The sequence below is a fragment of the Levilactobacillus angrenensis genome, from assembly GCF_003946085.1.
GTDB lineage: Bacteria > Bacillota > Bacilli > Lactobacillales > Lactobacillaceae > Levilactobacillus > Levilactobacillus angrenensis.
In genome coordinates this window covers 147,963-168,432 of record NZ_RHOB01000003.1, presented here as the reverse complement: position 1 = coordinate 168,432, position 20,470 = coordinate 147,963, and the positions used below count along the sequence as shown (strand labels likewise).

At 48.7% G+C, this 20,470-nt stretch carries 21 protein-coding genes and 1 riboswitch; of the genes, 19 read left to right on the top strand and 2 right to left on the bottom strand.

All coding sequences use genetic code 11. The annotated features are described in order from the left end of the window. Nucleotides 1-317: 317 nt before the first annotated feature. Nucleotides 318-1,160 carry an alpha/beta fold hydrolase gene (locus EKM83_RS02725; protein ID WP_125575108.1) on the bottom strand — a complete coding sequence of 281 codons (843 nt, stop codon included), beginning with the start codon at nt 1,158-1,160 and terminating at the stop codon, nt 318-320. After that, entirely contained in the window at nt 1,157-1,585 is a 429-nt protein-coding gene (locus EKM83_RS02720; protein ID WP_125575107.1) for a MarR family winged helix-turn-helix transcriptional regulator, read from the bottom strand. The genes EKM83_RS02725 and EKM83_RS02720 overlap by 4 nt, the downstream gene beginning before the upstream one ends. A 362-nt stretch (nt 1,586-1,947) precedes the next feature. On the opposite strand from EKM83_RS02720, the gene EKM83_RS02715 reads away from it, so the two are divergent. The 19 genes from EKM83_RS02715 (at nt 1,948) to EKM83_RS02625 (ending at nt 20,447) form a co-directional block, all read left to right on the top strand. Beyond that, nucleotides 1,948-2,853, top strand: a complete 906-nt coding sequence (locus EKM83_RS02715; protein WP_225418606.1) for an energy-coupling factor transporter transmembrane component T — start codon at nt 1,948-1,950, stop codon at nt 2,851-2,853. Beyond that, on the top strand, nt 2,841-4,487 hold the full coding sequence (locus EKM83_RS02710; protein WP_125575106.1) for an ABC transporter ATP-binding protein: 1,647 nt from the start codon (nt 2,841-2,843) through the stop codon (nt 4,485-4,487). Before EKM83_RS02715 ends, EKM83_RS02710 begins: the two co-directional genes overlap by 13 nt. Before the next feature lie 70 nt (nt 4,488-4,557). After that, a complete protein-coding gene (locus EKM83_RS02705) occupies nt 4,558-5,196 on the top strand; it encodes an ECF transporter S component (RefSeq protein ID WP_125575131.1) in 639 nt (212 codons plus the stop codon). 15 nt (nt 5,197-5,211) lie between these two features. After that, nucleotides 5,212-6,261 (top strand): prenyltransferase/squalene oxidase repeat-containing protein, encoded by a 1,050-nt coding sequence (locus tag EKM83_RS02700; protein WP_125575105.1) that lies wholly within the window; start codon nt 5,212-5,214, stop codon nt 6,259-6,261. 28 nt (nt 6,262-6,289) lie between these two features. Further along, the gene (locus EKM83_RS02695) at nt 6,290-7,000 is read left to right on the top strand and encodes a DUF4430 domain-containing protein (protein ID WP_125575104.1); all 711 of its coding nucleotides are present in this window, start codon (nt 6,290-6,292) and stop codon (nt 6,998-7,000) included. Between the two features lie 147 nt (nt 7,001-7,147). After that, on the top strand, nt 7,148-7,708 hold the full coding sequence (locus tag EKM83_RS02690) for a cob(I)yrinic acid a,c-diamide adenosyltransferase (protein ID WP_125575103.1): 561 nt from the start codon (nt 7,148-7,150) through the stop codon (nt 7,706-7,708). 47 nt (nt 7,709-7,755) lie between these two features. Then, a riboswitch (adenosylcobalamin (AdoCbl) riboswitch) is annotated at nt 7,756-7,907 on the top strand. 272 nt (nt 7,908-8,179) lie between these two features. Further along, nucleotides 8,180-9,319, top strand: coding sequence for a 1-propanol dehydrogenase PduQ (locus EKM83_RS02685; RefSeq protein WP_125575102.1), 1,140 nt, complete (start codon nt 8,180-8,182; stop codon nt 9,317-9,319). A gap of 145 nt (nt 9,320-9,464) precedes the next feature. Continuing rightward, a complete protein-coding gene (locus tag EKM83_RS02680; RefSeq protein ID WP_125575101.1) occupies nt 9,465-10,034 on the top strand; it encodes an ANTAR domain-containing response regulator in 570 nt (189 codons plus the stop codon). Next, the gene (locus EKM83_RS02675; RefSeq protein WP_125575100.1) at nt 10,034-11,476 is read left to right on the top strand and encodes a sensor histidine kinase; all 1,443 of its coding nucleotides are present in this window, start codon (nt 10,034-10,036) and stop codon (nt 11,474-11,476) included. Before EKM83_RS02680 ends, EKM83_RS02675 begins: the two co-directional genes overlap by 1 nt. Before the next feature lie 121 nt (nt 11,477-11,597). Further along, complete coding sequence (gene eutA, locus EKM83_RS02670) at nt 11,598-13,031, top strand: ethanolamine ammonia-lyase reactivating factor EutA (RefSeq protein ID WP_125575099.1); 1,434 nt, start codon at nt 11,598-11,600, stop codon at nt 13,029-13,031. A gap of 38 nt (nt 13,032-13,069) precedes the next feature. Then, nucleotides 13,070-14,434 (top strand): ethanolamine ammonia-lyase subunit EutB, encoded by a 1,365-nt coding sequence (locus EKM83_RS02665; RefSeq protein WP_125575098.1) that lies wholly within the window; start codon nt 13,070-13,072, stop codon nt 14,432-14,434. Between the two features lie 16 nt (nt 14,435-14,450). After that, a complete protein-coding gene (gene eutC / locus EKM83_RS02660; RefSeq protein WP_125575097.1) occupies nt 14,451-15,377 on the top strand; it encodes an ethanolamine ammonia-lyase subunit EutC in 927 nt (308 codons plus the stop codon). Between the two features lie 35 nt (nt 15,378-15,412). Further along, a complete protein-coding gene (gene eutL / locus EKM83_RS02655; RefSeq protein ID WP_125575096.1) occupies nt 15,413-16,066 on the top strand; it encodes an ethanolamine utilization microcompartment protein EutL in 654 nt (217 codons plus the stop codon). Between the two features lie 14 nt (nt 16,067-16,080). Then, entirely contained in the window at nt 16,081-16,689 is a 609-nt protein-coding gene (locus EKM83_RS02650; protein ID WP_125575095.1) for a BMC domain-containing protein, read from the top strand. Further along, entirely contained in the window at nt 16,686-18,164 is a 1,479-nt protein-coding gene (locus EKM83_RS02645; RefSeq protein WP_125575094.1) for an acetaldehyde dehydrogenase (acetylating), read from the top strand. The genes EKM83_RS02650 and EKM83_RS02645 overlap by 4 nt, the downstream gene beginning before the upstream one ends. A gap of 29 nt (nt 18,165-18,193) precedes the next feature. Beyond that, nucleotides 18,194-18,502, top strand: coding sequence for a BMC domain-containing protein (locus EKM83_RS02640; protein ID WP_125575093.1), 309 nt, complete (start codon nt 18,194-18,196; stop codon nt 18,500-18,502). Between the two features lie 41 nt (nt 18,503-18,543). Beyond that, nucleotides 18,544-19,197 (top strand): hypothetical protein, encoded by a 654-nt coding sequence (locus tag EKM83_RS02635; protein WP_125575092.1) that lies wholly within the window; start codon nt 18,544-18,546, stop codon nt 19,195-19,197. After that, a complete protein-coding gene (gene pduL / locus EKM83_RS02630; protein WP_191987394.1) occupies nt 19,194-19,829 on the top strand; it encodes a phosphate propanoyltransferase in 636 nt (211 codons plus the stop codon). Before EKM83_RS02635 ends, pduL begins: the two co-directional genes overlap by 4 nt. 9 nt (nt 19,830-19,838) lie before the next feature. Next, nucleotides 19,839-20,447, top strand: coding sequence for a hypothetical protein (locus EKM83_RS02625; RefSeq protein WP_125575090.1), 609 nt, complete (start codon nt 19,839-19,841; stop codon nt 20,445-20,447). Nucleotides 20,448-20,470 lie beyond the last annotated feature (23 nt).

The following is a 20,470-nucleotide window of genomic DNA, read 5'->3' as shown; positions in this document are numbered from 1 at the left end:
CTGGGCAACCGTCTTAAGAAATTTTTACGGTTTGCGGGCACGTCATTGCAAAAAATAAGCGAAAATACACCGGTAACGCGCGTCTATTTGACGACGGGTTACCGGTGCATTTTTAAATTTACTAGAGGTTGAAAGATGAGCATTGGCTAGAAACATTGTCACCACGCGACGCATGATTTAAAAATTAGTCGTTTACAGCTTCATAGTTCCTACCGTCCGCAAAATCTGGGTTAGAGCGCTGTGGGCAGACCGAACAGAACACTGTCGTTCCGGGAACTACCACTACCGCGTTAATGCTACTTTCTTTAGGGTTTAATTTACCCAAAATACCGAATAATCAACTGCGCAATCGTGCTGGCGTGAGTCTCTAAGGCGAAGTGGCCGCTGTCGAGCAGGTCGACTTCGGTGTTGGGGTCGTCTTGCTTGAAGGCCTCGGCACCGGGATAAATGAAGGAGGGGTCATTCTTGCCCCAGACCGCCAATAACTTTGGCTGGTGTTGCCGAAGGTAGGCTTGAAATTGGGGATACTGCTTAATATTATTTTGATAATCGAAAATCAAATCCAGTTGCCGTTCCGCGTAGCCGGGCGTTTGGGTGTAGGCGATGTCCAACGTGTAACCGTCGGGACTGACCGTGTGTGGCGCGGTTCCCGTGAGGTATTGGCCCCGAATCGTCGCGGGGGCAAAGGCTGTCCGGTAGCGGTCACGCTTAGCCGGGGTCGGGTGGTCCCAGAAATCTTGGCGGTCGGCCCATTTTGCGCCCAAGCCCGCCTGGTAAACGTTGCCGTTTTGACTGACGATACCGCGAATCCAGTCGGGGTGGGCGGCGGCGATGCGAAAGCCGATTGGCGCGCCGTAGTCAAAGACATAAATGTAGGCGGGTCCCAAGTCAAGCGCTTGCCAAAAAGCCGTCATGATGTCACTGAGGTGGTCAAAGGTGTAGGCAAACTGCGTGTGGTCGGGTGCACTAGATTGGCCGAAGCCAGGGTAGTCCGGCGCAATCACGTGGAAGTGGTCGGCCAAGGCCGGCATCAAGTCGCGGAACATGTGGCTGGCTGAAGGGAAGCCGTGAAATAAGAGCATGGTCGGTAGACTAGGATTGCCGGCCTCGCGGTAAAAAATCTCTAAGTCATTAACGTTAAGTGTGTGGTAGCTGATCATAAGGTATCCTCCCGTAATTTTTGATTGTTTTTCGTCAATAGAGCCGTCATCGGGGCCTTGGTGTCACCCAGTACGTGGTCAGTGGCGGCGCTAAAAGTGGCGAGGCAGTCGTTGGCCGTGCGCAGAAAGTCGGCACTAGTGGCGGTCAGATCAATGCTGGTGGCCCGTCCCTGCGCCGTGAGCGTGACTAACTGGCGATTGGCCAGCGTTTTGACCATCCGTGAAATGCTGGAACGCTCATACCCCAGCTGGGTGCTTAGTGTCTTGATGGTTTGGGGATGCTGATCTTCTAGGGCCAACATGATGTAGGCATAAGCCGGTTTCATCCCGGTCGGCGCATAAATTCGGTCAGCCAACTGCTCGACGCTGCGCATGTAGCGCGCTGCCGTGAAGTAAGCGCAGGTGGTGGTAAAGTGATGAGCCATAGGTATCGTCCTTTCTTTATCGTGTACATACACAGTACAACGTTTTTTAAGAAATTGCAAGGCCAACGTTGACCAAGAGATAATAACCTGTCGGCAAATTGTGAAAAAGATTGAAAACTGGCTGTAATCCAGTCATTAAGCGGCGTTGTTCCCGTCAAGCCCCCATCTTTTTAATTGTGGGCTAGCAAAATAGATAAGCAAACTGGTATAATTTCTACCCGTACCGACAAGAATTCCTTAAAAACGCAAAAAAACACCATTGGTAGTACAAAAAAGGATAATCTTAACAAGATATTGTGGACCTTCCGCAGTTAAAAATGATAAGATAGAAACCTGGAAAACGGTTTCAAGAAAGCGGGTGGATGGAGACCATGCGGGTCGGGATCTTTGATGAATTGACATTTTTTAGCCGAGTCCACCCCTTAGTGGCGGCAGGTTATTTTGTTGAGCTCTTCACATTACTGCTGATTTTCAACCACTTGCTGTTGACGCTGGCGCTCTTCGCCGGGCTAAGCGGCCTGTGCAGTTGGTACTTCAACCGCCAAAAGGTGCTGAGTACGCTCAAGGGTGTCGGTTCACTGATGGTCCTGATCTGGCTGTTCAATGTGGTGTTGAATCAGACCGGGGCTCACGCCTTGTGGGTCGGCCACCTAGGCAGCTTGACGTTTCGCGTGACTCAGACGGCGGTCCTCTACGGGCTGACCATGGCGCTGTCACTGGGAGGCATGATCCTCGCGTTCGTGCTGTTCAATGGCGTGATTACGACGCCCAAGCTCAGCTACCTGCTGTTTCCAGTAGTCCCGCGGTTGGCCATGTTACTGACGATTTCGTTGCGGATGGTCAATCTGTTTACGCAGAAATTTCGCCGGCTAGTCATGTTACAAAAGACCCGGGGAGTCGTGGTCAGTGAAGGGTCCTGGCGACTGCGGTTGCAAAAGACCGGACGTCTCTTACGCATCCTCCTGATCGATTCGGTCTCTTCGGCTATGGAAACGGCCGTGTTGATGGAGGCGCGTGGCTTTGGCAGTAAAAAACGAAGCCACTACCAAACGTACCGGTGGCAGGCAATGGATGGTGCCTTTGGTCTGGTGAGTTTGGTCATGTTCGGGTTAGTCATTGGCCTGCGCACGTTTGGCTGGGGCTGGACGGGGGATATCACCCAGTTCACCCTGATTAATGGCAGCGATGGGTGGTTGGCCGTCAGTGTGATTTTATTTACAAGTTTACCGTTGATGGGTGAGGTGGGGTACCGCGTATGCGAGAATTGATCAAAAGTGAGCACCTGACGTTTACCTATGCCGGTCAGACCACCCCGACGTTGACGGACATTTCCCTGCAGATCCACGCGGGAGATTTTGTCACGATCGTGGGGGCGACGGGCAGTGGCAAGACCACGTTGCTCAAACAATTGAAAAAAGAATTGAAGCCAGCGGGCACCCAACAGGGGCAGGTGACCTATCAAGGCACGCCGGTCGCGGATTTGACCAGTGACGTCAGTGCCCAACAGTTGGGTTACGTGGCGCAAGACCCGCAAGTCCAGCCCATCATGGCGACGGTGATTGAGGAGCTGGCGTTTCCCTTAGAAAATTTAGGCTACTCCGCCGCGGCGATGAATGGCCGCATCGCTGAGGTCGCTAATTTCTTGGGGTTGAATCAACTGCTCCATTTGCCCATCGAAGACTTGTCCGGGGGCCAACTGCAGCTGGTCAACTTAGCGTCGGTGCTGGCCCTCAAGCCGCAAGTCATCTTGTTGGATGAACCGACCGCCCAGTTGGACCCAACCACCGCCCAAAATTTTCTCAATATTTTACAGCAGGTGCATGACGAGTTGGCCATCACCATCGTGTTGACGGAGCACCGGTTGAGCCGCGTGTTGGCGTTGGCGAACCGGATGGTCCTATTGGAACACGGTCACCTGACCTACGATGGCCCTGTATCGGCAGGCTTGGTGCGGATGCAGGCGGATGCGGCATTGCGGCCGTTTGTGCCAGCGGTACCGGCGTTCTTCTTGGATCAGCAGTTGCCGGTCAGCGAGTTGCCGCTAACGGTGACGACGGGCCGCCGGGTGATTGCCCAACACGGGTGGCAGTTTACCGCGGTGTCGGCGCAACCATCGCGTCATAGCACGCCGCCCAGTGACTTCAGTTTGACGGCCGCTGGCGTTTCGCTGCGTTACCCAACGACCGGCGACATATTGCATCAGGTCGACCTCAACGTTGACCCGGGCAGTTGGCTAGCCATCATCGGCAAGAACGGCTCCGGTAAATCCACGCTCCTCAGTGTGCTGGCCGGCTTGCGGAAACCGCAGCACGGTAAGGTCAAGCTCGACCAACACGTGGTGTGGAAGATGAAAAATGGCGACCGCCTGCAGCGTCTGAGTTTCCTGTCCCAAAATCCCACGGAGCAATTCAGTGGTGATACGGTGACCGAGGAGCTCACGGCGCAGGCCCGGTTGGCGGGGGATGCGTCAGCTGAGCGGGTGACCGACTTGCTCACGACCTTTCAACTGACGGCGGTCGCTGAGCAAAATGCCTTTGACCTCAGTGGCGGTCAGCAACAGTTGCTGGGGATGGCCTTGGCGCTGATCACGCAGCCGGAAGTCTTGTTGCTAGATGAACCGACCAAGGGATTGGATCCGGCAACCAAACTGCTGGTGGGGCGCGTCTTGCAGCGGGCCCACGCTGCGGGATTGACCATCATCATGGCGAGTCACGACATGGACTTTTGCGCTGAGTTTGCCGACGCTTGCACCTTCATGTTCGACGGTCGGCTCAACCAGCCGCAACCGACGCGTCAGTTCTTCACGGAGAACTTCTTGTCAACGACGGCGGTCAACCGGCTGGTGCGCCAGCAAGTTCCGACGGCGTTGTTTAGCCAAGACGTGACCCGCAAAACCATTTAAGGAGGTGAGAATTATCGAACAGCGTGGTTGGTGGAAAAATAGTTGGAACCTCGTCGTGCCGGTAGTATTGATGCTGGTGGTGCTGAGCGGCATGTTGTTGGTGAAGGGCCATCACTTTATCATCTTCAGCTTTGCCTGCTTGGCTTGTAGCTTGTTGCCGGCTTACTGGCACTTTGAGAAGCGGCAAATGGGCACGCGCCTGCTGGTATTTTTGGCGGTCATCGTGGCGCTGGGCGTCATCGGCCGGGTACCGCTCGCGGCGATTCCCAACGTGCAGTTGACCAGTTTCGTGGTGATCGTCAGTGCCGTCAGCCTGGGACCGGAACTCGGCTTCGTTTCCGGGTCCATGATGGCGTTGGTCTCTAACCTGTTCTTGGGACAAGGACCGTGGACGCCATGGCAAATGTTGGCCTGGGGCCTGATGGGCCTGACCACCGGCTTGTTGGGCCGGACGTCGTTGAAAAATAACGTCTGGATCATGGTCGTCTGGGGCGCCATCTGGGGCTTTTGGTTCGGCTGGATCATGGATCTGTGGTACGCGTTGGCGTACGTGCGGCCGTTACGTCCGGCCAGTTTCTTCCTGTCGTTTGCGGCCAGTCTGATGTTTGACGCACTCCACGCCGCAACCAATGCCATTAGTGTGTTACTCCTGTACCATCCGTGGCGTAAGCTCATGGACCGTTTGATTACGAAATACAATATATTGTAAAAGGGGATATTTTTCATGTTGAACAATAAGTTAATCGCAGCTTCATTAACCGCCGTTATGGCTTTAGGGGCCGTTGTCCCAGTCATGGATGTCAACGCCGCTAGCGTCAAGGTTGCTTCCAAGAAATCACAAAAGAGCAAGCAAAAGGCGCTTTATACATACGCAAAGAAAATGATGAAACAAAATAAAGATGGTGTTAACGGCACAGCAAAGATCTTTAGCAAGTCCGCTTACAAGACGACTGGGGCCGCTTCAGGTTACGCAGACTTTCTGTTGGGCTTGAAGAAGCAAGGCTACAAGTTCAGCAAGGCCAATAAGAAGCTGGTCAAAAAGAATTTGATCATTAACAGTAAGAGTGATCCCGCTACTTTGGCTACGGCAATCATTGGGCTGCAAGCAATTGGCGTTAACCCGACTAAGTACAAGCCAGCCGGCGCTAAGAAGAACATGAACTTGGTCAACAAATTGTACAAGCAATCCATGGCTAAGCAAACGGTCAACGTTCAAAGCCAAGCCTTGGTTGCCGTTTCTTCCAACAAGAACTTTAAGAAGCCTAGCAAGGCGAAGTTCTCCAAGAACTCACTGAGCTTAAAGATTGCTAAGAACAAACAATCTAACAATGGCTGGGCATATAACAACACGGCTGCCAGCGTAGACAGTGATACCACGGCAACGGCGGTCAATGCCATGATGATGAGCAAGAGTAAGAACAAGACGGTCAAGAAGGCCGAAGTGGCTGGTCGCAACTACTTGAAGAAGAACATCTATAAGAGTGGGGCTTTTGGTTACACTTACAATGGCAAGGAAAATCCAAACGCCAACTCCACGGCCGAAGGGATCTTAGCCTTAGCTACGACCAAGACGTCTTACAAGTTCGTCAACAAGAAGGCTATCAAGAAGAGCCAAACGGCAACGCCATTGAAGGCGATGTTCAGCTACGTTAAAGCGGATGGCTCCATCAAGGATGCTTACAGCATGGTCTTGGCTTATGGTCAAGTTAGTGTTGCTGCTAGTGCCTACCACAATGGCAACTACAGCAAGAAGTTAGTTTACGCGTTCAAATAATCAATCATAGAGTTAAGGGGTAGTTGGCATGAAGAAGACCAGGTGGATCATTGCGGCGGTCGTCGCCACGATTTTAATCATCGGTGGTGCGCTGGCGTTTCAACAGAGTCGCCAAACGCAGGCGGCTGAGCCGGATACGGCGGCGGTGGCGACGAGTTCGTCATCATCGTCATCGTCCGCAGCCAGTGCGACGAGTAGCTCGGTAGCCAAGAAGAAACACCATAAGGCGTCGACGAAAAAGACGGCAACCAAGGCGAAGTCAACCTCGTCATCAACGGCGGCTACAAAACACGAAGCGGCCACGAGTAGTCATGCGGCAACGGCGGCTAGTGTCGCAACGCCAAGTCAGCACGCGACTAAGAAGTCAGCGACCAAGGCCCGTAAGACGACGCGTCACACTGCCACGGCGGCGAAACCAGCCGCCAAGAAGACCAAGTCAACGCCAGAGGCCCACTTGGTGGTCAGCGGCTACAAGAAGACGTTCTTCGACGGCAAGGTCAAGCTGACCAGTAAGTCTAACGCGTTCACGGTGCTTCAATCTTCTAAGCTCAAGATCCAAGCCCAACAAGGTGTGGTCGTCTATGTCAGCAGCGTCAACGGTCTCGCCCAAAACGATGTCAAAGTCGGTAGCGGCTGGAAGTACCGGGTCAATGGCAAATTTATCGACCAGGCGGCTAACAAGAAGGCTGTTAAGGATGGCGATAAGGTGCATTGGTACTTTACGACTGAAGGGTATTGATCGGGGCACACAGCAGGTAACTTCCTGTTGTATTCACTTGATGTAAGCGCTATACTATTTGTGAGAACTTGGCAAAGGCGCCAAATAAGTCACTCAGCGACGAGTGGTTTATTTGGTGCTTTTCTTTTTTGTAAAGGAGGAATCAGCATGCAATTATACACAGGTGTCGGCGACAAGGGGATGACCCGGTTGGTTGATGGCGCCAAGGTTAGTAAGGACTCGGACCGTGTCTGGGCTTATGGCACAATTGATGAGTTGAATACGTACTTAGGATTGGCGATTGCGGAGTTGGACGATAAAGAAACGGCTTTGAAATCTGAATTAACGCGACTCCAACATTGTCTATTTGACTTGGGAACTGATTTTGCTAATCCCAAATTAAATTGGGATAACATGCGCTTTGACCCACAATATGTTGAGTGGATTGAACATCGGATTGACGTTTACCAAGATGAGCCGCCAGAGATTTCCCGCTTTATTTTACCAGGGGGCAGTAAGGCTTCAGCACTGTTTCAGATTTGCCGGACGGTGACGCGCCGTGCTGAACGGCAAATCGTGACCCTTGCTTGGTCGACGACGTTACCGCCAGAATTATTGGTTTTTGTGAACCGTCTGTCAGACTATTTCTATGCGTTGGCCCGGGTAATTAATTACCGCACGGGAACGCCAGAAGTCTTCTACGAACACGGCAAAGAAGTTTTTCACTAAATGAAATAGTGGTAAAAATTTACTAGATGTGGTATTCTGAAGTTACCAATTGACAAGAAGTACTTAATTAGATGGAAATCGGTGTAAATCCGGTACGGTCCCGCCACTGTGATTAGCAGGGTGCTCCTGCTATTAGTCAGATCTTTCTATTAGGTTACTTGTGTGACATTTCATCCCGAGGAATGGGTGGAATGTTTTTAAGTTCAATTACAGGCACAATGGCGTGCTTTTCTGGACGTAGACAATGGCGTCTACGGGAGACTGCAATTTTTATTGCGGTCTTTTTTTTCGGAATTTTGTTGACAATCGAGCATGTAAGCGCTATATTAAGCGTGTAAATAAAATTGAAAAGTTCGTACAATGGCGTACATAAAAAAGCAATGGTGCTTAAGGACACTCCTTATTTGGGGTATCCTTAAGCACCTTTTTCGTTTTTATTTACAAGTATCTGTTGTAAAGGAGGTTGGGAGTTTGGAGAAAATACAGTTTAAAACTCAGATCTGGACTGGTGATGGCTCGCTGAAGGGCCTTGAAGATATCAGTGGACAACGGATCTTTGTGGTAACTGACCCGTTTATGGTGAAGTCAGGAAGTTTAGATAAGATTACGGTCCATTTGGAAAGTAAAAATGAACTGGAAGTCTTCTCAGACATTCAACCCGACCCACCCGTAACTAAGATTGTCACTGGGATTGAAGCCCTACAAAAGTTTAAGGCAACGTTATTGGTTGCTGTTGGTGGTGGTTCCGCAATCGATGCGACTAAGGCCATGAAATTCATCCTGAAGAGAATGACGAAGGGTGAAACGGACTTAGATTTGATTGCGATTCCCACAACCAGTGGAACTGGCTCAGAGGTCACGAACTTTGCAGTCATTACCAATGCTGATAAGGGCATCAAGTACCCACTGGTAACCGATGATATTTTACCAAAGGTAGCGTTATTAGACGCTGAACTAGTGGCCTCAGCACCACAGAACATTACCGTTGATACCGGGATGGACGTGCTGACCCATTGCTTGGAAGCCTATGTCTCAATCAATGCGAATGACTTCTCAGATGCATTGGCTGAAAAGGGATTCCAAATGGTCTTCACTTATCTGGAACGCGTCAGCAAGGACGGTTCGGACATGGAAGCTCGGCAAAAAATGCATGACGCATCCTGCATCGCGGGGATGGCCTTCAACATGGTTAATTTAGGCTTGAACCACGGTATCGCCCATGCTGCTGGTGCACAGTACCACATTCCACATGGTCGGTTGAACACCATCCTGATGCCACACATCATTGCTTACAACGCAGAGATGGATTCAGGCATTATGGAGAAGCCAAATCAAGCTGCTGTTAAATATGCTAACTTAGCACGGTTGATTGGCATTCACGTGGCTAATCCGAAGATTGCAGTTCGTAGTTTGATCAACACCATCATTCAGTTGCGTAAACGTCTGAAGATGCCGGCAACTTTCCAAGAATACGGCTTAGATTCAGAGCTTTTTCACACAACTGAAGACGAGATTTCAGTGGCAGCATTGAAAGACCGTACGACGTCAGCTAATCCACGGGTTCCTGAAGCAGCTGATGTTAAGCGGATTCTCGAAGACAGTTTTTCCTAGCATTGACACCCTCATGATACTCACCTTATAATACTACCACCAGGGATCTATCTTGAAAAATATTCAGCTTAATTGTTAATCATGACGAGTATAGTATGGCTAATAATTGCTGTAACTGTGATTATAACGATGAGGAGCGATTATCATGAAGGAACGTATTGTAATTGTGGATGACGAACCATTAACCAGAATGGACATTCGAGACATTGTTGAGCAAGCAGGGTACCAAGTTGTCGGTGAAGGCAGCGATGGTTTCGAGGCTATTGACGTTTGTCAGAAAGAAAAGCCTGATCTGGTGATTATGGATATCCGGATGCCTATCCTGGATGGCCTGAAAGCTGGTAAGAAGATTTTAGCAGATCATTTGACCCGGTCGATCGTCTACTTATCCGCCTACAGTGATGAAGAGGATACGGATACGGCTAGTAGAATTGGTGCGGTTGGCTATTTAGTGAAACCCCTTTCAGAACGATCATTGCTCACAACTATACAAGTAGGGCTGGCGAGTGGTAAACGTGATCAGCAATTGGCACAAAAGGTTGATGATCTGGATACCAAGTTAGCCCAACGGAAAGTGATTGAACGGGCTAAAGGGATTTTGATGGAACAGAACAATTTGACTGAGGATGCGGCTTACAAGATGCTTCGTAATTTAAGTATGAGTAAGCGGCAGTCGATGAATGAAATTGCTGAATTGATTGTGATGGATGCCTAATGAGTGAATTCGAAGAGTTGTGTCAACAATATACGAGCTTAGATCAAGCGGATATTGACGTCTTGTTAGACCAGACTCGGGTAATTGAACGAACGGCGGCCTATCGTAATTCAGATGTATTCATTGATGTCCGCAACGAGTATAACAATCAAGCGGTTGTGATCTATCACAAGTTGCCAGTTGATGTTCCGTCGCTGTATCATCGTAAGGTGACTGGTAAGGAAGCCTTACGGACCAACGAGCCAGGGGTGTTTCATACGTTAGAGACCCAGTTGTCATCCGTTGATTTGCTAGCGGAAACGCAAGAACAGCGCTTGATTCGCCAACGGATCTATCCAATTTTAAATGAGGATCGGACGATTGGTGTGACAATCGTTGAGTCGGATGCGTCGCACGATGTGTTGGATAACTTCCAAAGCGAAGACACGCAGTCACGGTATTCAGATGTGTCTGCGGCAATCAAGATGTTCGGGCGATTGGATGCGACAATCACAGATCAACTAGCCGATGCTATTCTGGGGTTTGATCACACTGGCCGATTAGTTTTAGCTAATCACACGGCAATGGCCTTGTATAAGAAAGTCGGGTATATCGGTAGCATTATTGGGCTGGATTACGAAAACTTATCTTTGGATGGGTCACGGTTCGCTACAGTACGTGAGCAATTACAACAAGTTGGTGATTCAGGCCAACCGTTAACCTACAGTTTCAATTACTTAAGTTACTTTTTCACTGAGCGTAAATTCTGGAATGAAAGTAACCAGCAGCTGGTGGTATTGATTCAAGACAAAACGGACGTCAAGGCTAAAGAAGCCGAAATCATTTCTAAGTCCGTGGCGATTCGCGAGGTCAACCATCGCGTTAAGAATAACCTACAGTCAGTTATCTCATTGCTCCGGATTCAACAACGCCGGTTGCAGGGGGATGAGGCCAAGAAGGCACTTAGCGAAAGCATCAGCCGAATCATGGCAATCTCGTCAACTTATGAGCTGATGTCTAAGCAGTTGGATGATCATACCAGCTTACAATCAGCGTTGCACTTACTGGTCACGCACTTCAAGCAGCTGAGCGATGAAAATCAACAGTTGGATGTGAAGTTGAAAATTGACCCACAAATTACTGTGGATAGTGAACAGATTGTGACGATTTCCATTATTATCAATGAGTTATTGCAAAACGTGATTTCTCACGCTTATCCAGAGGGCTGCGTTAAATGCGGTCACGTGGCAATCGTGGGGACCACTAATCAAGAAATTATTACGCTACGAGTCACGGATGACGGTGTGGGGTTTGACCTCGACCAAACTCGGGCAGGTAGCTTGGGTCTGACAATTATTCGAAGCTATGTGAAGGATAAATTGTTGGGCCGCTTGAAAATTGAATCGTCGGCACAAAAAGGTACCGATGTGTGTTTCTCATTTGATCAAAAAACACAACGCTGATGTTGTGCTAAAGCAATGGGGCTTAAGATCAAACTATTTTTCTTCGTGGAAGCAGTGGCTTTTGCGCGAGTAAAAATGGCTTGACCTTAAGCCCCATTTTTTTGGAAAGGAGGGAGGATATATGCAAGATGATCAAATTTTGAGTGTCGGGATTGACTTGGGAACATCGACTACGCAATTGATCTTATCACGCTTGACCGTGAAGAACTTTGCCGCGGCGTTCTCAGTTCCACGAATCAACATTTCAAAAAAAGAGGTCATCTTTCAAAGCGACATCATTTTTACACCACTAGCTTCACAGAACGAGATTGATGCAGATGCGATTACCAAATTCGTGGCGGATCAATACCGGGCTGCAGGCATTAACAAGAGTGATATTCAAATGGGTGCCGTAATCATCACTGGCGAAACGGCGCGAAAGGAAAATGCAAGCGCTGTTACGCAGGCTTTGAGTGGTTATGCGGGTGACTTCGTGGTGGCAACGGCCGGACCGGATCTTGAAAGTATCATTGCCGGAAAGGGTGCTGGTACCAATGTCACCGCAACGAAACGTCGCCGTAATGTTGTCAATATGGACATCGGTGGCGGGACCAGTAACCTGGGGCTGTTCAGTGATGAGGATATCCTTGATACAGCTTGTTTCGATATCGGGGGTCGTTTGATTAAGATTACCCCTAGTACCAAAGAGATCACGTATATTTCACCTAAAGTTAAGCAGTTGATTGAAAAGCTCAACCTCAGCATTCATGAGGGGATGACGATTACTACGCAGCAGTTACAGCCAATTATTGATGTGTTGGTCAACGTCCTGGAAAACAGCATTGGGGTGGGTGAGAAGAGCCCATACTTTGATTTGTTTATTACCAATCACGCGTTGCATCCAGAACACAAGATTGACGGTGTGACTTTCTCTGGCGGGGTGGCCGATTGTCTGAATGAAGAATTGCCAGCTGATGTCTTACGTTATGGTGATATTGGCCTATTGCTGGGATATGGCGTCCGACATTCGCGAATCTTTAAGGACAAGACCATCTACCCATCAGTCGAAACGATTCGGGCGACAGTGGTCGGCGCTGGTTCTCACACCACAGATGTGACGGGGAGCACGATTGCTTATACCGATGGCATTTTACCATTACGGAATCTGCCAATTCTCAAAATTACGAAGAGTGATGAGAATTTAGCAGAGGATGAATTAGCGCAAACAGTTGAAGAAAAAATCAACTGGTACAAGGTGCAAAACGAGCTAACCAACGTTGCATTGGCTTTCACTGGCAAGCACAGTCCTTCCTTCAGCGATATTCAGCGGTACGCCGCCGGAATCGTCAAAGGCGCACAGGTCTTGATTGATAAGCATGAACCCTTGATTATTATGGTTCATGAAGATATGGCTAAGGCCCTGGGACACAGTCTTTTCGCTAAGCTACCTGAACATTATCCGTTCGTTTGTATCGATAGTGTCAAGGTGGAAAACGGCGATTACATTGATCTGGGTGAGCCAGTCGCCGGTGGTGAAGTCTTACCGGTCATTGTGAAAACGCTTGTATTTGGTTAAGAACTTAAACGCAATTAATTTGCAAAGGAGGCAGCAGAATGATTTTACAAACAAGATTATCTGATCAGTTATACAGCTTTGGCTCAGTCAAAGAAGTGTTAGCCAAGGCCAACGAATTAAAGTCCGGTGACGAACTTGCTGGAGTTGCCGCTAGTGATGCTACAGAACGGGTGGCTGCGAAAGTTGTTTTGGCCCAATTGACCTTGAATGACATTTACAACAATCCAGTAGTGCCTTATGAGGATGATGAAGTTACCCGGATTATCATCGACGGTGTTAACAAGCGCATCTTTGACAGTATTAAGAACTGGACGGTCTCAGATCTGCGTGAATGGATCTTGTCAGATAGCACCACTGACCACGACATTAAGCGGGTTCGGCGTGGCTTGACTTCCGAAATGGCTGCGGCCGTGACGAAGTTGATGACCAACATGGACTTGGTGGTTGCTGCTAAGAAGATTCATGTTGAAAAGACAGCTAATACCACGATTGGTCGGCCAGGGACCTTCTCCTCACGGCTACAAACGAACCACCCAACGGATAACGTTGATGGGATCATGGCTGGGGTTATGGAAGGTTTGAGTTGGGGTGTTGGGGATGCCGTTATCGGTTTAAACCCTAATGATGACTCAGTTGACAGCGTCTCCAAGATTTTGAACAAGTTCGAAGAATTCCGTTCTCAATGGGATGTGCCAACCCAATGCTCTGTCTTGGCCCACGTGACGACTCAAATGGAAGCCATTCGTCGTGGCGCACCTGCTGGTTTGATTTTCCAATCCATCGCCGGCTCTGAAAAAGGGAACACGGCCTTTGGGATTAACGCTGATATGTTAAGCGAGGCTTATGACTTAGGCTTACATCAAGGGCAAGCTGCTGGACCTAACATCATGTACTTTGAAACTGGTGAAGGTTCAGAATTATCTGCTGATGCCAACTTCGGTGCTGATGAATTAACTATGGAAGCTCGGTGCTACGGATTTGCTAAGAAATATGATCCATACATCGTCAACACTGTGGTTGGGTTCATTGGACCAGAATACTTATACAACTCCAAGCAAGTTATCCGTGCCGGTCTTGAAGACCACTTCATGGGTAAGTTGCAAGGTATCTCCATGGGATGTGATGTCTGCTACACCAACCACATGAAGGCTGACCAAAATGATGGTGAAAACTTAGCCGTGCTCTTGGGCGCTGCGGGGTGCAACTACATCATGGGTGTGCCACATGCCGATGACGTTATGTTGAACTATCAATCAACTGGATTCCAAGAAACCGCCACGATTCGTGACATCTTCGGTTACCACCCAATTAAAGAATTTGAAGAATGGATGGAAAAGATGGGCATCGTTGAAAATGGTCAATTGACTGCCCGCGCTGGTGATGCTTCGATTTTCTTAAAATAAAAGGAAGTGATACGACATGGATGAAAAAGACTTAAAGTCAATGATTGAAAATATCTTGGCAGATATGACGGATGATAAGAAAGCTGCAGCAACGACGACTACTACTGATACGCGTTCTGCTGCAACGCCGGCTACCAACGATTCAACTGTTTCCGGTGACGTGCTAGATGATATCACCAAGATCGATTTGAAGAAGCAATTCTTACAAGATGATCCCCATGATCGCGAAGGCTATTTGAAGATCAAATCCTTTACGCCTGCACGGTTAGGAATGGGACGTGTCGGTACCCGTTACAAGACTGCTTCAGTGTTGCGCTTCCGGGCAGATCACGCGGCTGCGCAAGATGCTGTGTTCAGTGATGTTGATCCTCAATTGCCAAAAGATATGGGCTTCTTTGAAACTCAGACGACTTGTACCTCTAAAGATGAATTCCTGACGCGGCCTGATTATGGACGGAAATTCTCTGATGAAACGGTTGCTGCCATCAAGAAGAACGTCACCCCTAATCCTAAGATTCAAATGGTTGTTGGTGATGGGCTGAGTTCCGCGGCAATTGAAGCTAACGTGAAAGAAATTATTCCAGCTATCCAACAAGGGTTGAAGGTTTACGGCTTAGGCTTTGAAACCAAAGACGTCATCTTCGTTAAGTATGCCCGGGTGGGTGCAGAAGACCAAATCGGTGAAGTTACTGGTGCTGATGTTGTCTGCATGTTAGTCGGTGAACGGCCAGGATTAGTTACTGCCAAATCTATGAGTGCTTACATCGCTTACAAGCCAACCATTGGGATGCCTGAAGCCAACCGGACCGTTGTTTCCAACATTCATGATGGTGGGATGCCAGCCGTTGAAGCTGGTGCTTACATCGCTGAATTATTGGACAAGATGGTTCGTTTGAAGAAGTCTGGGATTGACTTAAAGGCTGCTGAAAACGCTGGTGCCTAAAGTTACAGCTCAGATCCGAGAGGAGGAATTATACAGTGAAAGATAGTGCAGTTAAAGCCAATGTCCTCAGTACGCGACTTATTCCGAATGTGGACAGTGAGTTAGCCAAATCCTTAGATCTCCCGAGCGATATTAAGAGTTTAGGATTGATCACTTCTGATTGTGATGATGTGACTTATGTGGCCTTGGATGAAGCAACAAAAACCGCCGACGTTGAAGTCGTTTACGGCAAGAGTATGTATGCTGGTGCCGGCAACGCGTCAACCAAATTAGCTGGTGAAGTTATTGGTATCTTGGGTGGTCCTAGTCCCGCTGAAGTTCGTAGTGGACTGGATGCCTGTGTACGGGTGATTGAAGAAGAAGCGCATTTCGTTAGTGCTAATGACGATGATAGTATCGTTTACTTCGCTCACACGATTTCACGGACGGGGAGCTACCTTTCTAAGGTGGCCAACACAACTGAAGGTGGCGCCATCGCCTACCTGATTGCGCCGCCGCTGGAATCCATTTACGGCGTCGATGCAGCAATGAAAGCCGCTGACGTTCAGATGGGTGTCCTCTATGGTCCGCCTTCGGAAACCAACTTTGGTGGTGCGCTGTTGACAGGTAGCCAATCTGCTTGCAAGGCGGCCTGTGATGCGTTTGCCACTGCAGTAAAAGAAATTGCCAATAATCCGCTAGTCGACTAAGGACGTGAACAAAAATGACAGTTGAAAGCCTAGGCATGATTGAAGTTAAAGGTTTTCTCGGTGCTGTCGTTGCCGCCGATGCCGCGCTGAAGGCCGCTGACGTTGAAATGCGCGACCTCAGAATTACACGGGGTGGTCTGGTAACGGTCCTACTTACAGGAGACGTTGCGGCAGTAAATGCTGGTGTTGATGCTGGCGTTGCTAGTATCGAACAATTTGACTGCCTCATCTCTGAGCATGTTATTGCTCGGATGGATGGTCAGACAAACACGATGGTCCAACCACCGTCGCCAGAACCGACACCAAACGAGTCGGATGAACCACAAGCACCAGAAGATAACGACGCAGCTACGAGTGATGACGTGGTAACGCCTAAGCCATCAGTTGAGACGCCTGCAAAGCCGGTTGAGCAACCAGCTGCACCGGCTGAGACAACCGCAAAGCTACCAAGCGATTGGGCAACTGATCGAACAACGTTAGAGAAAATGCGCGTCGTGGACTTACGGAAGCAAGCCTACCGAATGAACATTCAAACGCTAACGAAGAAGCAGATCAAGATGGGGAACAAGCGGACATTAGTTCAAGCAATCCTGGACGATCTGCAAAGGAGGAATAATTCTTGAGTCTAACAGATGCAGATTTACTATCAATTCAAGAGGTGCGGACGTTGCTCCATCAAGCAACGAAAGCCCAAAAGATTTTCAGCCAATTCTCCCAAGAAAAGGTCAACGAAATTTGCCAAGCGATTGCTGACGCAGGGGTTGCCAACGCTGAGCGATTAGCGAAGATGGCCCAAGAAGAAACTGGATTTGGGATTTGGCAAGATAAGGTTATTAAGAACGAATTTGCTTCTAAAACCGTTAATGATCGTTACCGTGATTTGAAAACGATTGGTATCTTAGGAGAAGATTCAGACCACAAGACCATTGACATGGCTGTGCCAGTTGGCGTTATCGCCGGCTTGATTCCATCGACTAATCCAACATCTTCAGTCTTTTATAAGGCGTTGATTGCGGTTAAAGCAGGGAATGCCATCGTCTTCTCACCACACCCGAACGCCAAAAATTGTATTTTGGAAGCCATTAAGGTGACGAGTGAAGCAGCTTACCAAGCTGGTGCACCAGCCGGATTAATCTCTGGTATGACGGCACCCACCTTGGAAGGTACCGACGAGCTGATGCACAACGAAGAGACCAAGTTGATCTTAGCCACTGGTGGGACGGCCATGGTTCACGCGGCTTACTCTTCAGGGACACCTGCCTTAGGGGTAGGTCCTGGTAACGGTTCAGCCTTCATCGAAAAGAGTGCGGATGCTGCGTTAGCTGTTAAGCGCATCATGGATTCAGAAACGTTTGATAACGGGACAATTTGTGCCTCAGAACAATCTGTCATCGTCGAAGATGCTAATAAAGATGAAGTTCGTCGGGAACTGGAAAAACAAGGCGGCTACTTCTTAAATGATGAAGAACGGGAACGAGTTTCTCACTTTATCTTGCGGGCTGACGGTACGATGAATCCACAAATCGTGGGTAAGTCCGTTCAAGTCATCGCTGACTTAGCCAAAATTGAAGTGCCACGTGACACGCGAGTTCTGATTGCCCGGGATTCTGAAGAAAATGTTGGGAAAAACGATCCGTTCTCTCGCGAAAAGCTAACGCCAATCATGGCTTACTTTGAAGTGAAAGATATGCAAGCGGCCGCTGACTTGACTAACAAGTTATTGATGAATGAAGGGGCTGGTCACACAGCCATCGTTCATTCAGAAAACCACAAGTTGGTTTGCGAATACGCTGCAATGGTTCCTGCCTCCCGGGTACTGGTCAACACACCAGGTTCCTTAGGTGGTATCGGTGCTACTACTGGGCTGAACCCAGCCTTGACCTTAGGCTGTGGCGCTATCGGTGGTAGTGCTAGTTCTGACAACATCAGTCCACTGAACTTGCTGAACCTGAAGCGCGTGGCCGTTGGTGTTCGTGAGATTGAAGATATTCGTGGTGCAGCAAGTAGCGTTGCTCAAGCAGCACCAACGTTGTCGAGTTCAAACCAGCAACAGTTGGTCGATGAATTGGTTCGTCAAGTTTTAGCAACAATCCAATAAGACTACACACAATTTAGGAGGAAATTATTATGTCAAACACAAACGCTTTAGGTATGATCGAAACAAAAGGTTTAGTTGGTGCAATTGAAGCTGCCGATGCCATGGTCAAGGCTGCTAACGTTACTTTAATCGGTAAGGAACAAATTGGTGCCGGGTTAGTAACTGTTATGGTTCGCGGTGACGTTGGTGCCGTTAAGGCCGCTACCGATGCCGGTGCTGCTGCTAGTGAAAAGGTTGGCGAATTAATTTCTGTTCACGTCATCCCTCGTCCACACAACGAAGTCGATGCTATCTTGCCTCACATGTTAGGCGACAACGCTAACCTCGACGAAGACTAATCATGGATGGTCTTTACTAGACTCGTGAAAGGAGGTGCCTCTTGGACAAATTACTAACTGAAAATTCGGTGCGACAGCTGATGCGTCAAAACAAGTTATCTAACCAAGATCAATTAACGTTACCAAGAGGTACTATTTTGACCCCAGCTGCTCGGAGCTTTTTGGGCGAGCACCAGATTAAAATCAATCAAACGAATGCAACATCGGTTGCGGTTCAAGCCAAAGAAGCGGTAAAACCTAATCAATGGCTCGGCACTGTGTCGCTAACGATTCCGACGGTTGACTTTAATCAGCTTTCCCGTTTTGGTACGCCGCTTATTCGCTTACAATCTACGTTGCGCAAGCAATTCCTATTGCTGTTGACTTTGCTAAGTGAACAATCAGAGGAGATTGACCAGGAAATTGTGACCGAGTTAGTCGAGTTCGTCAACTCCTTACTGACAAAGACATTTGATCAGATTTTGACCAATGCGGATTGCCCAACAGATAAGTTACAGCTGACAGCGTTAAAGCTCGGTCAGACCAATATGCTGGGGGTCCAGCAATTGCAAAGCAGTATTGGTGAGGTTGCCATTGATTTAGCGGATTACGTCCGCATGCAACCAGAGCTCCAACAGGCTAATTATTGCCAAGCAATCGTGCAGTGGCAAAACATGATTCAGACTTGGACACAGACAATTTTAGAGAGTAGGTGATGAAGACGGATAACTTAAACGATATTGTTGAAGCAATCGTTGCGGAACTGCGGAAGAAGACTTCATTTGAAATTGAGGCTTCGGCACGGCACATCCATCTTGATCAGCCCACCATTGATGCATTATTTGGTGCGGGACACCAGTTAACACCCAAGCGTCCCTTGTCACAACCAGGACAATTCGTTTCTGAAGAACGATTGACGCTGGTCGGACCTAACGGCAAAATTGCAAACGTTGCCGTATTAGGACCCGCTCGGAAGCAATCGCAGGTTGAATTGTCACTGACAGATGCGAGAACCTTAGGCGTGACGCCACCGTTGCGTGAGAGTGGTCATTTGGACCAAACGCCAGGGGTAACGCTAGTCAGTGCGTCCGGCAAGTCTGTCGGCATTGAATCTGGTGTCATCGTTGCCCAGCGTCACGTACACATGACGCCCAGCGATGCCAAATTATATGGTGTTAAGAATGGTGATGTCGTCGACGTTAAAATGACCGGCGACCGGGGCTTGATCTTTGGTAATGTTGTCATTCGCGTAAGTGATCGATTTGCGACTCGGATGCACGTCGACTTTGACGAAGCAAATGCTTGTGGACTCACGAAGGGCATGCGGGGAACAATCTATAAAAAGTAGGTTTTAGATATGCAGTCTGCTGATTTAGAAAAGCTGATTCAAGCGATTACTAATCGAGTCGTCGCACAGCTTGGAGAAGCAACCCAAAGTGACATTCTCTTTCCAGAGAAAATTGAAGCGTATCCTGCAGCTTATGTGCACAGACTTTCAGCTGACTTTCATTTCAAGTTTGAGACAAAGCAGGATAGCGATGCTATCCTGCTTTGTCTTAGTCAGATGACTTTACCGCAGCTGTTGGCAGTCGTCAAGTTAACGTCAATTGACGAAGTCACGGCGACAGTTATTGACTTCTTGCTAGCAGGAAAGCCAGTTTGGATCTTTGACAAAGCGCCGAAGCTGGCAACGTATCGTCAACGGACAAGGTACGGTGTTTGGCGACAGCTGCAAGCAGCTTTGCAGGCATTGGAAACACTGGATATTCACTTTATTAGTGAGGATCAAGGCTTTGAACAACAACTGGCCTCGCTCAAACGGCGCCAGGTAAAAACCGCGCCTAAGCGGCAGTTTGTGAGTCGATTAGCTTTAGAAAAGCGGTGGCAAGCCGGCAACCGTCAGCTTGCGCCTAACGAAGTGCTGACCGATGAAGCTGCAGAATGGGCACAACGACATCAACGCTAGTTAGACAAGTTGAAGGGAGGCTG

Bases quoted from the DNA above. Each gene is read 5' to 3' on its own strand.
- EKM83_RS02725 (WP_125575108.1), bottom strand. From the start codon at position 1,160: ATGATCAGCTACCACACACTTAACGTTAATGACTTAGAGATTTTTTAC.
- EKM83_RS02720 (WP_125575107.1), bottom strand. From the start codon at position 1,585: ATGGCTCATCACTTTACCACCACCTGCGCTTACTTCACGGCAGCGCGC.
- EKM83_RS02715 (WP_225418606.1), top strand. From the start codon at position 1,948: ATGGAGACCATGCGGGTCGGGATCTTTGATGAATTGACATTTTTTAGC.
- EKM83_RS02710 (WP_125575106.1), top strand. From the start codon at position 2,841: ATGCGAGAATTGATCAAAAGTGAGCACCTGACGTTTACCTATGCCGGT.
- EKM83_RS02705 (WP_125575131.1), top strand. From the start codon at position 4,558: ATGCTGGTGGTGCTGAGCGGCATGTTGTTGGTGAAGGGCCATCACTTT.
- EKM83_RS02700 (WP_125575105.1), top strand. From the start codon at position 5,212: ATGTTGAACAATAAGTTAATCGCAGCTTCATTAACCGCCGTTATGGCT.
- EKM83_RS02695 (WP_125575104.1), top strand. From the start codon at position 6,290: ATGAAGAAGACCAGGTGGATCATTGCGGCGGTCGTCGCCACGATTTTA.
- EKM83_RS02690 (WP_125575103.1), top strand. From the start codon at position 7,148: ATGCAATTATACACAGGTGTCGGCGACAAGGGGATGACCCGGTTGGTT.
- EKM83_RS02680 (WP_125575101.1), top strand. From the start codon at position 9,465: ATGAAGGAACGTATTGTAATTGTGGATGACGAACCATTAACCAGAATG.
- EKM83_RS02675 (WP_125575100.1), top strand. From the start codon at position 10,034: ATGAGTGAATTCGAAGAGTTGTGTCAACAATATACGAGCTTAGATCAA.
- eutA (WP_125575099.1), top strand. From the start codon at position 11,598: ATGCAAGATGATCAAATTTTGAGTGTCGGGATTGACTTGGGAACATCG.
- EKM83_RS02665 (WP_125575098.1), top strand. From the start codon at position 13,070: ATGATTTTACAAACAAGATTATCTGATCAGTTATACAGCTTTGGCTCA.
- eutC (WP_125575097.1), top strand. From the start codon at position 14,451: ATGGATGAAAAAGACTTAAAGTCAATGATTGAAAATATCTTGGCAGAT.
- EKM83_RS02650 (WP_125575095.1), top strand. From the start codon at position 16,081: ATGACAGTTGAAAGCCTAGGCATGATTGAAGTTAAAGGTTTTCTCGGT.
- EKM83_RS02640 (WP_125575093.1), top strand. From the start codon at position 18,194: ATGTCAAACACAAACGCTTTAGGTATGATCGAAACAAAAGGTTTAGTT.
- EKM83_RS02625 (WP_125575090.1), top strand. From the start codon at position 19,839: ATGCAGTCTGCTGATTTAGAAAAGCTGATTCAAGCGATTACTAATCGA.